Here is a 13,013-nt window from a genome sequence, read left to right as displayed (position 1 = left end):
ACCTACTGCTTATTCTTTATAACCTCTATTAACGTTTTAACAGAAACTGCCTTCGTTATACGAAACAGCGAACGCGCCAGCCAAAGAATGCAAGCCAACCCGAACAATATAAACATCGCAGCCCAAGTATCAGCAGTAATCCCAAACGCCTCTTTGAAATTTGACGAGCAGAAAACCACAACAACACCAACAAGCAAGCTGAGCGGCATATGCCACGCATCTTTTTTTGACAAGCATTCCATATGATTTAGGAGCGCAAGTTCCAGTTTATCAGCCGTGATCGTTATCACTTCCTGTGAAATATTGTCATGGATTTGCTGGACTGGAACGTACTGTGACGGCTTCCTACGTTGCACTGGTGGAGCTTCTTGAGGTAATGGTTTCATCGTCATTCGACTTCCCCCCCAAGCATGAATTGAAACTCTACTCTCCTCATCTTCGCCAGTTTTTGGACCGACGCAAGGAAAAAGATAATTTCTTTATTGTCCGCGACCGCTACTGGATAGGGAGCGGTGAGACTTTGACCAAAGCCTCTACCAAAATTGGAAAATCGTAATACAACGCAATCAATGTGGATGCTATTTGGAGGGTTTTCATATTGGACATCGAATTTGGGTTCGGGACGTTTCTCTTCAGGAGTGCCATCCTCAAATGGCTCCTCTGGAAACTCCATCCGCACCGTCAATTCATCTTCACCAGCGACCGGACACACGAAGGTCACTACATCATTGTCAGGAACGAAGATGACTTCATTCATTAAAACTCTTCGCCCACCAACGTACATATCCATTCCTTACTCACCGTGCAACCAAGCACATCATAGTGCCATCATCAACATTGGGAATCTAGTGATTGATAGTGTGTCGAAGCGAACGGCGACCACTGAGCGATCCGACAACACGCTAAAAAAAGAGATGCGGTTGCGGAACACCAATCAAAAATTGCGGAACACTTCACTTTTTCGAAGACATAAAAAAACCCTGTAGATCGTTGATCTACAGGGTTTTTAAGAGTGGAGGCCGAGGTCGGAATCGAACCGGCGTAGGTGGATTTGCAATCCACTGCATAACCATTTTGCTACTCGGCCTCAAACATTTGCTGTCAGTAGCACAACAACAAATGTGTTCAAACTTGGAGCGGGAAACGAGACTCGAACTCGCGACCCCGACCTTGGCAAGGTCGTGCTCTACCAACTGAGCTATTCCCGCGTCTTGGTGTGGCGCATTCTATAGAATCCAGAAGCCCCGTCAACCCCTTGATTCAAAAAAGTTTTATTTCTTTTCAACGTCGGTCTTCAGATGTGGCCAGGCAGCCCGCAAGTACTGGACCATGGACCACAATGTCAGGCCCGCCGACACCAGCAACAAGGCATAACCGATCAAGACCCAGAAGCTAAAGTCTGACGGATTGGCCAGCAGGATCACCAGCGCGAGCATTTGCGCGGCGGTTTTCCATTTGCCCAGGTTCGATACGGCGACGTGAGCACGGGCGCCGAGTTCGGCCATCCACTCGCGTAATGCCGAGACGACAATTTCGCGACCGATGATGACGGCGGCCGGCAGCGTGAGCCACAGGTTGCCGTGTTCTTGCACCAGCAAGACCAGTGCGACGGCGACCATCAGCTTGTCAGCCACGGGATCGAGGAACGCCCCGAACGGAGTGCTTTGCTCCAGGCGTCGGGCGAGATAACCATCCAGCCAGTCTGTGGCGGCAGCAAAGGCGAAGACCGAGGCGGAGGCCACGTAGCTCCATTGGTAAGGCAGGTAGAACAACAAAATGAAGATCGGGATGAGCAGGACGCGTAGAACGGTAATCAGATTAGGGATATTCATCGGCACAACTGGCTACGAGGTGAGTTGGCATTCTACTCGCTGTGCAGATTTGCATAAATCAACTCTGCGAGCTTTTTACTGATCCCGGGTGCTTTGGCGATCTCTTCGATGCTGGCACGAGACAGCTCCTGCAATCCACCAAAATGTTTCAATAAATCGCGACGACGTGTCGGCCCGACGCCGGCGACGCCCTCAAGCGTGGACGTGCGGCGGGTTTTGCCACGGCGAGCGCGGTGACCGGTAATGGCGAAACGGTGGGCTTCGTCGCGTATTTGCTGAATCAAATGCAGCGCGGGGGAATCGCCGCGCAAGGTGAATTCATGGGCCGCGTCGTTGAGGTACAAGGTTTCGAAACCGGCCTTGCGCGTTGCCCCTTTGGCCACACCCAACAGGATCAGGTCCGGCACCGCCAGTTCATTGAGCACATCACGGGCCATGGACAACTGACCTTTGCCGCCGTCCACCAACAGAATATCCGGCAGCTTGCCCTCACCTTCCTTCAGCTTGCTGAAGCGGCGGGTCAAGGCCTGATGCATCGCGGCGTAGTCATCTCCCGCCGTCACGCCTTCGATGTTGTAACGGCGATAATCGGATTTGATCGGGCCTTCCGGGCCAAACACCACGCAGGACGCCACGGTGGCTTCGCCGCTGGAATGGCTGATGTCGTAGCACTCCAGGCGCTGCGGTGGCTCGTCCAGGTTCAAGACTTCCGCCAGCGCGTCGAAACGTGCGGCGACGTGCTGACGGTTCGCCAGACGCGCGCTCAAGGCCTGCTCGGCGTTGGTGACCGCCAGTTGCTGCCAGCGCGCTCGCGTGCCGCGCACCCGATGACTGATGGTCAGCTCACGCCCACGCAGGGCATCGATGGCCTCGATCAGCGTCGGGAAGTCTTCATGCACCACGTTGACGATCAGCTCACTCGGCAAGTCGCGCTCGGGGCTGGTGATGAAGTATTGGCCGAGAAACGCGGCCATGACTTCGGAAACGTCTTCGTCGATACCGGTTTGCGGGAAAAAGTTCTTGCTGCCCAGCACCCGTCCGCCACGCACGCTGATCAAGTGAACGCAAGCACCGCCTGGATTGACGAAGGCGGCGATCACATCGATATCGCCGGTGCCGCCTTCCATGCTTTGCTGGTCCTGGACCCGACGCAGCAAGGAAATCTGGTCACGCAACTCGGCGGCACGCTCAAACTCGAGGTTGATCGCCGCCTCTTCCATGCCTGCTGACAACTCGTCCGTCAGCGCATTGCTGCGCCCCTCAAGGAACATTACCGAGTGACGAACGTCTTCGGCATAAACCTCAGGCTCGACCAAGCCCACGCACGGCGCCTTGCAACGTTTGATCTGGTATTGCAGGCATGGGCGCGTGCGGTTCTTGTAATAGCTGTCTTCGCACTGGCGAACAAAAAAGGTCTTTTGCAAAAGGCTCAGGCTTTCACGAATCGCTCCGGCGCTCGGGTACGGACCAAAATACTTGCCCTTGGCCTTCTTCGCACCGCGATGAATGCTCAAGCGCGGGAACTGGCCATCCGAGAGAAAGACGTAAGGGTAGGATTTGTCGTCGCGCAGCAGGATGTTGTACGGCGGGCGCCATTCCTTGATCAGCGTCTGCTCAAGCAACAGGGCTTCGGTTTCGTTGGCGGTGATGGTGGTCTCGACCTGAGCGATACGCGCCACCAGCGCGGCGGTCTTGGGTGCCAGACCGGATTTGCGGAAGTAACTCGACAGGCGATTCTTCAGGTTCTTGGCTTTGCCGACATACAACAGGCGCGCATCGCTGTCGAACATGCGGTACACACCGGGGCGCCCACTGACCGTCGACAGAAAAGCGCTTGGATCGAAGGTGTCAGTCATTGTCAGAGGCTGGCATCGACCATGCCGTGACGAACCGCCAACAGCGTCAGCTCGACATCACTGCTGATCGAAAGCTTCTCGAAAATGCGGTAACGGTAAGTGTTGACCGTTTTGGGTGACAGGCAAAGCTTGTCGGAAATGATCTGGACCTTCTGGCAGCCGACAATCATCAACGCGATCTGGATCTCGCGCTCGGACAAGGCATCGAAGGGCGAGTCGTTGGTGGGCTGAAAGGATTTGATCGCCAGTTGCTGGGCAATCTGCGGGCTGATGTAGCGTTGACCGGCAAATACCAGGCGAATCGCCTGGACCATTTCCGGCAGCCCTGCGCCCTTGGTCAGGTATCCGGCGGCACCCGCCTGCAGCAACCGCGTCGGAAACGGATCTTCCTCACAGACAGTGACCGCGACGACTTTGATATCCGGGTGACTGCGCAACAGTTTGCGCGTGGCTTCAAGACCGCCGATACCCGGCATCTTGACGTCCATCAACACCACATCGGGTTTCAACTCACGCGCTTTGAGCAGGGATTCTTCCCCTGATTCAGCCTGGCCGACTACTTGCAGGCCATCGATGTCAGCCAGCATTCGTGTAATGCCTGTACGAACGAGATCATGGTCATCGACTACTAGCACCCTAATCAAGCAGACACCTCGCGAATTGGTCTTATTGGGTTGCCGGACACCTTAGCAAAAAGCAACTGGCAGACCTAGCAGCAAGCATCATATAAAAAGTATCAATACATCTTGAAAGGCTTGTCGCCAGCGCGTTTCAGCGATGAAGCCTGTCGATATCACGCTGCATTCTCAGGAAACACTCGTCCTGACCGACCACCTTCAGCCCTTTTCGTTCGTAAAGTTTTTTTGCCGGATTATTTTCAAAAACGGTCAGGCGCAATGCCGGACGTCGTTCCTTGCACGCGAGCGCGAAGACCTCATCGATCACCCAACCACCCGCGCCCTGCCCCTGAAACGCTTCGAGCACATGCAGTTCGCGAATGTACAAGGCGTTTGCATCGCGACTCAGGCTGACAAAACCCAGCACTGACTCATCGCGCACAATCATGCGGTTCTCGCGCCCCGCCCAGGCGACATCAAACGCCTCATCCAGCCAAAGCAGATCGTGCTGGATGTAATAGCGCAGCATGTTGTCGCAGGTCAGTTTCCGGGCGAAGTCGAGATCGACGGGTGACGCCAGACGCCATTCGAAACCCATTCAAGCCTCCGTAACGTCAATAACAGTGCCGTTCCAGCCACCCGCCTCGCGGCGCGCCACCACCATTAGATTCCCCGTACCCGGTGCCGCAGCAATCAGCGAACCGTCCGACGCCCAGAGGGCACTGCGTCCTGCAGACTCCCAGCCTCCGGTCGCACCGCCGTGGTTGGCCATCAACACCGTCATTGAATGTGTGCCGGCGTACCCTTGCAGGAGCGCCGTGTCCAGGGCATAGCCGTTTTCCGTGATCAGCACACCGGCGGCATAGAGGTCGGCGCCCTGCTCCGCGGCCGCGGCAGCATGACTGGCGTGAGAAAAATCAGCGCACACCGCCAGCGCGACGGTATCGCCACCGATGGTCAACATCGAGCCACCTGTGCCCGGCGCAAACGCCACTTCCTCGCCGGGGTGCAGATGCTGTTTGCTGTAGACCCCGAGTGAACCATCGGCGCCCAACACCAGCGCACCAATCAATACCGGCGAATCGTCCGACAGCCGAATCGGCATGCCGACCACACTGGTGACGCCGACTTCCCGGGCGAAATCCCGCAACGGACGCAACACCTCGGCATCCGGTGCGATGGCCAATTCAGCTGCCAAGCCTCGCTCATAGCCGGTCAACGACAATTCAGGAAAGACCAGCAACTGAACGCCCTGCTCCGCAGCAACCTGCATGAAACGCTGATGCCGGGCAATGTTGGCGGCAAGATCACCAGCGACCGAGATCGATTGAGCCGCGGCAATAGTCAATGGCGTCATGTTTCGTCCTTGTGACGTTGGTGGATGAGCAAAACACAAAGTGTGTCATAAAGCAGCGCGCACTCAAGCGATAGAAAATGCCGTCGGCGATTGATAGCATTTTCTGATTGAAACCGCGCACCGGCCTCTAGTAAGCTCGGCGCATCCATCGGAGACAGACCATGTTCAACGCCCTCTCACAGCTTCCAACTGCCAACGCTCAGCGTTCGGTGGCGGCTGCGCGAGTGAATGACGTCTGTGCTTCGGTCAGCTTTTATTTTGGGTATTGGTTTAGCCACTGGCGCGCCTGATACCCACACGGCGCCCACTTTAAACGGGTCGCCGCCAGAGTTTTCAAACCCCCGGTCGGCCTCCCGACCGGGGGTTTTGTTTTTTCAGCCCCGAACACTTTTGCGACACACCAGACACTTTGAGGATTCACGACATGAACTACGCCACTTATTACCGTTACGACAGTTTTACCGCCTGGCGATTTACCAGCCTCCGCTCGGGACAGCCTGCCGCCTCCGATCGGTCACCCACAGGTGGCAAGCACACACACGCAGCCAATCCGGCCAATTGTCGAACACCCCAGTAGGGCCGAGCGCGCGGGAACGAACCCGCCGCCAGCCCAGGAAGCCATGCCATGAACTCGTCCGTCTCTGCTTTGCCGCTGTCCACGTTGAATCCTGCCAATGAAGCGCTGACCCTGCGTCTGCCCAGCTCATTGCAACTCAAGCAGCAACTGCCCCTCAGCAACGCCCTGACCCGTCAAGTCGCCGCTCACCGCGACGCGGTCCGTGCAATCCTCAACGGTGAAGACTCCCGTTTGCTGGTGATCGTCGGACCTTGCTCGATTCACGACCCGCAATCCGCCCTCGAATACGCCGCCAACCTTGCCCGACTGGCCACCGACGTCAGCGATGAAATGCTGCTGGTCATGCGCGCCTACGTCGAAAAACCGCGCACCACGGTCGGCTGGAAAGGCCTGGCCTACGATCCGCACCTGGACGGCAGTGATGACATGGCTGGCGGCTTGACGTTGTCGCGCGAGCTGATGCGCGAAATGCTCCGTCTCGGCTTGCCGATTGCCACCGAACTGCTGCAACCCATGGCCGCGGGCTACTTTGACGACCTGCTGAGCTGGGTGGCGATTGGTGCCCGGACCACCGAATCACAGATCCACCGGGAAATGGCCAGCGGCCTGAGCATGCCGGTCGGGTTCAAGAACGGCACCGATGGCGGCGTGACCGTGGCCAGCGACGCCATGCGCTCGGCCGCTCATCCGCATCGACATTTCGGCGTCGACAGCCAGGGGCATCCGGCAATCATCCAGACACCGGGCAATCCCGACACGCACCTGGTGTTGCGCGGCGGGCATCAGGGGCCGAACTACGACCGCGACAGCGTCGGCCAGGTGAACCGCGATTTGACCCGACTGAAGATCCCTGCGCGGATCATGGTCGACTGCAGCCACGCCAACAGCGGCAAAGACCCGGCGCGGCAGCCAGCGGTGTTCAATGACGTACTGGAACAGCGCCTGCAAGGTGACCGTTCGCTGATCGGCATGATGATCGAGAGCCATCTGTTCGAAGGTTGCCAGCCCTTGAGTCCAACGTTGCGCTACGGCGTCTCGGTGACCGATGGCTGTCTTGGCTGGAACGGGACGGAGGAATTGTTGCGCAACGCCGCTGACCGGCTTCGAGCGCAGCACGGGCATCAATAAACGGCTAGCGCAATTTCTGTAGCAGTTGGCGCAGCCTGCTGCTACAGGTTGCGTTGTGGTTGAAACACGACATCACTGACAGGTAAAGCCGTTTCCTGAGTAGGCCATCGCAGGCAAACGCGCTGTTACAGATCAAAAGATGTCGAAACAATCGGAACAAGACCTCAACCACTTTCGAACTTTCCTACACTTTCTATACCTTTTTCATCAGCTTACAGCGGATTCCTCATACACCGCCCAAGCGCTGGGGTGCTTTAGAGTGAGCCCATCTGCACTCCTCTGAACGATCGCGAAAAAGGAATCAACATGCTACGGAACGCAACCACCCAGTACCCTATCCTGCTGATCCACGGGCTCTTCGGCTTCGACCGTATCGGCACGACCGAATTCTTCCAGGACGTCAAGCAGTCCTTGCGAAGTGCGGGGGCCAGGGTGTTCATCCCACACCTGTCGGCTACCCACAGCAACGAAGTACGTGGCGACCAGCTATTGGCACAGATCGAACGGGTGCTGGAAGGAACCGGCGCCAGCAAGGTCAACCTGATCGGTCATAGCCAAGGAGCATTGGCGGCACGCTATGCGGCGGCGATAGCACCCCATGCGGTGGCGTCGGTGACATCAGTCAGTGGCCCGAACCACGGCTCGGAACTGGCCGACTTCTTGCGCAAGGCGCTGACGCCCGGCCGTCTTCCAGAACATGTCGCGGCGACGGTGGCGACGCTGTTCGCTGATTTTGTGTCGTTACTCAGCGGCAACCTGCACTTGCCACAAAACGCAGTCGCGGCTCTCAATGCGCTGACCACCGAAGGCGTAGGGGCTTTCAACGACAAATACCCCCAAGGGTTACCGAAGACCTGGGGCGGCAAGGGCCGAGATGTGGTGAACGGCGTGCGTTATTACTCCTGGAGCGGCACGTTACAGGGAACCCTTCTCGACGAGGGCTTGAAAGCGCTCGATCCACTGCACGGTTTCCTCCGTGCCTTCTCCCACTACTTCACCACGGAAGCGGAGCAGAATGACGGTTTGGTCGGCCGCTACAGCTCCCACCTGGGAAAAGTCATCCGCTCCGACTATCCGCTGGATCACCTGAGCAGCCTCGGTCATACCGGCGGCTTGCATCGCAAAGCCATCGATCCCGTGGCGTTGTATGTCCAGCATGCCGAGCGCCTGAGAAACGCGGGCCTATAATCTGTCCGCAACTTTGACGAGAAATAGGCCACTGAATCCGGTAGGCTCCGCACTTTACTGAATATTGAAAGGAGAATTTCCCATGGCTAAAGCCACTGCCCGTCACATCCTGGTTGCCTCGGAAGCCAAGTGCAACGAACTCAAGGCCCAGATCGAAGGCGGCGCTGATTTCGCCGAAATCGCCAAAGCCAACTCCACCTGCCCGTCCAGCCGTCAAGGCGGCGACCTGGGTTCGTTCGGTCCTGGCCAGATGGTCAAGGAATTCGACACCGTGGTGTTCAGCGCTCCAATCAACGTTGTACAAGGCCCAGTGAAAACCCAGTTCGGTTATCACTTGCTGGAAGTGACCAGTCGTCAGGACTGATCGATCCGCCAGGCTTTACCCATAACGGCCCGCCTTTTGGTGGGCCGTTGTGTTTCGGATACGTTTTTAGACTGGCGAGGGACGCGCCGCTAGCGTACAAATTGTGCTTTTCGATCCTCCGGCTCTAAGGCTGACAATGCGACTGGCTTTCCCCACTTTATTGTTCACTGCCGTGGTGCTGCTGTTGGGCGCCGCCGGTGTGAATGCCGCACCGCAACATGCGTTGACCGTGTACGGCGAACCCGCGAAATATCCCGCCGGCTTCAGTCACTTTGCCTACACCAACCCGCAGGCCCCCAAGGGCGGCACGATGCGTCGCTCGGCGATTGAAATTGGCCACTTCGACCATATCCTGCCGTACATCGACAAGGGCATTGGCGTCACGCAAATCGACGGATTGCTTTACTCGCCGCTGGCCCAGCGTTCGCTGGATGAGCCCTACACCGTGTACGGCCTCGTCGCACAAAAAATGGAGCGCCCGGACGACGGTCTGTTCCTGAGGTTCTATCTCAACCCCAAGGCACGCTTTGCCGACGGCACGCCAATCACGGCCGAAGACGTGCGCTACTCATACAACCTGCTAATGACTCAGGGCAGCCTGCGCTATCGCACCCAGTTCGCGGACGTCAAAGGCGTGGAAGTTGAATCACCTCTGACCGTTCGGTTCGACTTCAAGAGCAATGAAAACCGCACCCTGCCCCTCGACATCGCAACGCTGCCGGTATTTCCCGAGCATTGGTGGGAGACCCGCGACTTCGCCAACGGCGGCGGGTACGAGGCGCCTTTGGGCAGCGGTCCTTACAAGGTGGGCAAAGTCGACTCCGGTCGCAGCATCACCTTCGAGCGCGACGCCAACTGGTGGGGCAAGGATCTGCCGGTCAGCCGCGGCCTCTACAACTTCGATCATTTCAGCATCGAGTACTTCGGCGACACCGACGTTGCCCGCCAGGTGCTACGTGGTGGCGCTTATGACTACAACCGCGAATTCTCCGCCACCGGCTATTCCATCGGTTACGAGAGCCCGGCCCTGAGCGACGGCCGCCTGCAAAAGGCGCATTTGGCCCAAGACGCACCGCAACCGGCCCAAGGATTTGTCTTCAACTTGCAGAACCCGATGTTCCAGGATCGCCGGGTGCGCCAGGCCCTGGCCATGCTCTGGGATTTCGAATGGAGCAACCGGCAGATGATGCGTGACATGTACATCCGCCAGCAAAGCTACTTTTCCAATACCGACCTGGCGGCGCGGCACCTGCCCGATGCGGCGGAACTAGCCATTCTTGAACCGTTGCGCGGACAGATCCCCGACGAGGTGTTCACCCAGGTCTTCGAAGCACCGAAAACCGATGGTAGCGGTGTGATCCGCGACAAGCAGCTGCAAGCACTGGACCTGCTCGAACAGGCCGGCTGGAAACCCGATGGCGATCAACTGGTCAACGCCGAGGGCGAGCCGCTGAGCTTTACTTTCCTGGTCAGCCAGAACGGCATGGACCGACTGCTGCTGCCTTATAAGCGCACCCTGAAACAGATCGGCATCGACCTGAACATCCGCCGCATCGATTCGTCCCAGTATGTGAATCGCTTGATGAGCCGCGACTACGACATGATCGTGACCGGCTACCCGGTCACCACCTCCCCCGGTGGCGAACTGTTCAATTACTTCGGCTCGATCTCGGCCAACGACCCCGGCGCCAATAACTACATGGTGCTGAAGAATCCGGCGGTCGACACTCTGATCACCGGCGTGGTCCGCGCCACCACACAGCCCGAGATGCTGCGCTACGCCCACGCGCTCGACCGGGTGCTGCAATGGAACTACTACTGGATTCCCAACTATTACCCACCGGGCACCTCGACGGTCTGGTGGAACCGCTTCGGTCGGCCCAACGAGCAGGCCAGCAATGACGAAGCCATTGAGAGTTGGTGGGAAATAAGCACCACCCCGCTGACCAACCAGCAAATGACCGCCGAGCAAATCAGCCGTGGCAGACCCGGAGGACCACACTGATGTGGGCTTATATACTGCGGCGCTTGCTGCTGATTATCCCGACGCTGGTGATCATTCTGTTGGTCAACTTCGTCATCGTTCAGGCGGCACCCGGCGGTCCGGTGGAACAGGCGATTGCGCACCTCCAAGGCATCGGCGGTGCGACGGTCGGTGGCGGTTCCGGCGAAACCATGCACGGCACCTCGCGCGCCAGCCGCGGCCTGGACCCGCAACTGATCAAGGACATCGAAAAACAATACGGTTTCGACAAACCTGCCCATGAACGCCTGTGGCTGATGCTCACCAGTTACGCCCGGCTCGACTTCGGCAAAAGCTTCTTCCGTGGCGCCACGGTCACCGACCTGATCCTCGAAAAAATGCCGGTGACCATTTCCCTCGGGCTGTGGGCGACGTTGATCACCTACCTGGTGTCGATCCCCCTGGGTATCCGCAAAGCCGTGCACCACGGCAGCCATTTCGATATCTGGAGCAGCACTGCGATCATCATCGGCTACGCCATGCCGGCGTTCCTGTTCGCGATGTTCCTGATCGTGGTCTTTGCGGGCGGCACCTCGTTGAACTGGTTCCCGGTGCGCGGGCTGGTCTCGGACAACTTTGATTCGCTGTCCACCGTGGGCAAAATCGCTGACTACTTCTGGCACTTGGTGCTCCCGGTAACGTCGCTGGTGATTGGCGGTTTCGCCACCCTGACCATCCTCACCAAAAACTCGTTCCTCAATGAAATCACCCGCCAATACGTGATCACCGCCCGTGCCAAAGGCATGAGCGAACGCCGGGTGCTGTATGGGCACGTGTTCCGCAATGCGATGCTGTTGGTGGTATCGGGGATTCCGCAGGCGTTCATCAGCGTATTTTTCGCCGGCTCCTTGCTGATCGAAGTGATTTTCTCCCTCGATGGCCTCGGCCGCATGAGCTATGAAGCCGCCGTCTCGCGCGACTATCCGGTGGTGTTCGGCTCGCTGTTTATCTTCACGCTGTTCGGCCTGCTGATAAAACTCGTCGGCGACCTCTGCTACACCCTGGTCGACCCGCGCATCGACTTCGCCGCGAGGAATGCCTGATGTTCAAGCTCTCGCCGTTGGGCCGCCGCCGCTTTGAACGTTTCAAGAAAAATCGCCGGGGCTGGTGGTCGCTGTGGTTGTTCATCGGCCTGTTTGCGCTGACCCTGGGTGGCGAGTTGATCGCCAACGACAAACCGCTGGTGGTCAGCTATCAGGGCCAATGGTATTTCCCGGTGTTCAAGCGTCACACCGAGCAGGCGTTCGGCGGGCAACTGCCGTTCCAGGCGGATTACCGCAGCGACTATGTACAGAAGCTGATCAAAAAGGACGGCGGCTGGATGTTGTTCCCGCCCATCCCGTTCAGTGACGACACGCCCAACTATGACCTCAACAAACCTGCACCCAGCCCGCCCTCCAGTGTGAACTGGCTGGGCACCGACGATCAGTCTCGGGATGTATTAGCCCGAGTGATATTTGGTGCGCGGGTATCGATCCTGTTTGCGTTGATGCTGACTTTTGTCAGCGCCCTGATCGGCATTGCCGCCGGCGCTCTTCAAGGCTATTACGGCGGCTGGGTCGACCTGATCGGCCAGCGCTTGCTGGAAGTCTGGTCCGGGCTGCCGGTGCTGTACCTGCTGATCATTCTGTCCGGATTCGTCGAACCGAATTTCTGGTGGTTGCTGGGGATGATGGCGCTGTTTACCTGGCTGGCGCTGGTCGATGTGGTGCGCGCCGAGTTCCTGCGCGGGCGCAACCTGGAATACGTCAAAGCAGCCCGGGCGCTGGGCCTGTCGGATCGCAAAGTGATCGTGCGGCACATCCTGCCCAACGCGATGAACGCGACCCTGAGTTACCTGCCGTTCATTCTGACCGGGGCGATTACCACCCTGACGGCACTCGACTTCCTGGGTTTCGGCATGCCGGCCGGCAGCGCATCGCTCGGCGAACTGATCGGTCAGGGCAAGCAGAACCTGCAAGCGCCATGGCTCGGGCTGACGGCATTTTTCACCCTGGCGCTGATCCTTTCTTTACTGGTGTTTATCGGCGAGGCATTACGTGATGCTTTCGATCCGAGATCCTGACACGGA

13 protein-coding genes and 2 tRNA genes are annotated in these 13,013 nt (G+C 58.0%); 6 read left to right on the top strand and 9 right to left on the bottom strand.

The annotated features are described in order from the left end of the window. Nucleotides 1-2: 2 nt before the first annotated feature. From AB4N43_RS00320 to AB4N43_RS00280, 9 genes are all read right to left on the bottom strand, one after another. On the bottom strand, nt 3-392 hold the full coding sequence (locus tag AB4N43_RS00320; RefSeq protein WP_460152711.1) for a hypothetical protein: 390 nt from the start codon (nt 390-392) through the stop codon (nt 3-5). Then, the gene (locus AB4N43_RS00315) at nt 389-757 is read right to left on the bottom strand and encodes a hypothetical protein (RefSeq protein WP_460152709.1); all 369 of its coding nucleotides are present in this window, start codon (nt 755-757) and stop codon (nt 389-391) included. Before AB4N43_RS00315 ends, AB4N43_RS00320 begins: the two co-directional genes overlap by 4 nt. A gap of 256 nt (nt 758-1,013) precedes the next feature. After that, nucleotides 1,014-1,087 (bottom strand) — tRNA-Cys (locus AB4N43_RS00310). A gap of 45 nt (nt 1,088-1,132) precedes the next feature. Further along, nucleotides 1,133-1,208 (bottom strand) — tRNA-Gly (locus tag AB4N43_RS00305). Nucleotides 1,209-1,271: 63 nt separating this feature from the next. Next, nucleotides 1,272-1,832 carry a CDP-diacylglycerol--glycerol-3-phosphate 3-phosphatidyltransferase gene (gene pgsA, locus AB4N43_RS00300; RefSeq protein ID WP_027923802.1) on the bottom strand — a complete coding sequence of 187 codons (561 nt, stop codon included), beginning with the start codon at nt 1,830-1,832 and terminating at the stop codon, nt 1,272-1,274. Between the two features lie 32 nt (nt 1,833-1,864). Beyond that, nucleotides 1,865-3,688 (bottom strand): excinuclease ABC subunit UvrC, encoded by a 1,824-nt coding sequence (gene uvrC / locus AB4N43_RS00295; RefSeq protein ID WP_027923801.1) that lies wholly within the window; start codon nt 3,686-3,688, stop codon nt 1,865-1,867. Between the two features lie 2 nt (nt 3,689-3,690). Beyond that, nucleotides 3,691-4,332, bottom strand: coding sequence for a response regulator transcription factor GacA (gene gacA / locus AB4N43_RS00290; RefSeq protein ID WP_008015884.1), 642 nt, complete (start codon nt 4,330-4,332; stop codon nt 3,691-3,693). Nucleotides 4,333-4,459: 127 nt separating this feature from the next. Further along, nucleotides 4,460-4,903, bottom strand: coding sequence for a GNAT family N-acetyltransferase (locus tag AB4N43_RS00285; RefSeq protein WP_460152707.1), 444 nt, complete (start codon nt 4,901-4,903; stop codon nt 4,460-4,462). Then, entirely contained in the window at nt 4,904-5,662 is a 759-nt protein-coding gene (locus tag AB4N43_RS00280) for a carbon-nitrogen hydrolase family protein (RefSeq protein WP_194940160.1), read from the bottom strand. A 625-nt stretch (nt 5,663-6,287) separates the two neighbouring features. Here AB4N43_RS00280 and AB4N43_RS00275 point away from each other — a divergent pair. The 6 genes from AB4N43_RS00275 to AB4N43_RS00250 all read left to right on the top strand — a co-directional run bounded on the left by AB4N43_RS00275 (nt 6,288) and on the right by AB4N43_RS00250 (nt 13,007). Beyond that, complete coding sequence (locus tag AB4N43_RS00275; RefSeq protein ID WP_460152705.1) at nt 6,288-7,367, top strand: 3-deoxy-7-phosphoheptulonate synthase; 1,080 nt, start codon at nt 6,288-6,290, stop codon at nt 7,365-7,367. A gap of 306 nt (nt 7,368-7,673) precedes the next feature. After that, on the top strand, nt 7,674-8,555 hold the full coding sequence (locus AB4N43_RS00270) for a lipase family alpha/beta hydrolase (RefSeq protein ID WP_027923797.1): 882 nt from the start codon (nt 7,674-7,676) through the stop codon (nt 8,553-8,555). 82 nt (nt 8,556-8,637) lie between these two features. Beyond that, nucleotides 8,638-8,919, top strand: a complete 282-nt coding sequence (locus AB4N43_RS00265) for a peptidylprolyl isomerase (protein WP_027923796.1) — start codon at nt 8,638-8,640, stop codon at nt 8,917-8,919. Nucleotides 8,920-9,055: 136 nt separating this feature from the next. Beyond that, the gene (locus tag AB4N43_RS00260; RefSeq protein WP_059182861.1) at nt 9,056-10,924 is read left to right on the top strand and encodes an extracellular solute-binding protein; all 1,869 of its coding nucleotides are present in this window, start codon (nt 9,056-9,058) and stop codon (nt 10,922-10,924) included. Beyond that, nucleotides 10,924-11,985, top strand: a complete 1,062-nt coding sequence (locus AB4N43_RS00255; protein ID WP_059182860.1) for a microcin C ABC transporter permease YejB — start codon at nt 10,924-10,926, stop codon at nt 11,983-11,985. Before AB4N43_RS00260 ends, AB4N43_RS00255 begins: the two co-directional genes overlap by 1 nt. Next, nucleotides 11,985-13,007 (top strand): ABC transporter permease, encoded by a 1,023-nt coding sequence (locus tag AB4N43_RS00250; protein WP_027923793.1) that lies wholly within the window; start codon nt 11,985-11,987, stop codon nt 13,005-13,007. The genes AB4N43_RS00255 and AB4N43_RS00250 overlap by 1 nt, the downstream gene beginning before the upstream one ends. Nucleotides 13,008-13,013 lie beyond the last annotated feature (6 nt).

It is taken from the genome of Pseudomonas sp. S2_B07, from assembly GCF_054668435.1.
This window is presented reverse-complemented; position numbering and strand designations above follow the sequence as displayed.

Bases quoted from the DNA above. Each gene is read 5' to 3' on its own strand.
- AB4N43_RS00320 (WP_460152711.1), bottom strand. From the start codon at position 392: ATGACGATGAAACCATTACCTCAAGAAGCTCCACCAGTGCAACGTAGG.
- AB4N43_RS00315 (WP_460152709.1), bottom strand. From the start codon at position 757: ATGAATGAAGTCATCTTCGTTCCTGACAATGATGTAGTGACCTTCGTG.
- pgsA (WP_027923802.1), bottom strand. From the start codon at position 1,832: ATGAATATCCCTAATCTGATTACCGTTCTACGCGTCCTGCTCATCCCG.
- uvrC (WP_027923801.1), bottom strand. From the start codon at position 3,688: ATGACTGACACCTTCGATCCAAGCGCTTTTCTGTCGACGGTCAGTGGG.
- AB4N43_RS00285 (WP_460152707.1), bottom strand. From the start codon at position 4,903: ATGGGTTTCGAATGGCGTCTGGCGTCACCCGTCGATCTCGACTTCGCC.
- AB4N43_RS00280 (WP_194940160.1), bottom strand. From the start codon at position 5,662: ATGACGCCATTGACTATTGCCGCGGCTCAATCGATCTCGGTCGCTGGT.
- AB4N43_RS00275 (WP_460152705.1), top strand. From the start codon at position 6,288: ATGAACTCGTCCGTCTCTGCTTTGCCGCTGTCCACGTTGAATCCTGCC.
- AB4N43_RS00270 (WP_027923797.1), top strand. From the start codon at position 7,674: ATGCTACGGAACGCAACCACCCAGTACCCTATCCTGCTGATCCACGGG.
- AB4N43_RS00265 (WP_027923796.1), top strand. From the start codon at position 8,638: ATGGCTAAAGCCACTGCCCGTCACATCCTGGTTGCCTCGGAAGCCAAG.
- AB4N43_RS00260 (WP_059182861.1), top strand. From the start codon at position 9,056: ATGCGACTGGCTTTCCCCACTTTATTGTTCACTGCCGTGGTGCTGCTG.
- AB4N43_RS00255 (WP_059182860.1), top strand. From the start codon at position 10,924: ATGTGGGCTTATATACTGCGGCGCTTGCTGCTGATTATCCCGACGCTG.
- AB4N43_RS00250 (WP_027923793.1), top strand. From the start codon at position 11,985: ATGTTCAAGCTCTCGCCGTTGGGCCGCCGCCGCTTTGAACGTTTCAAG.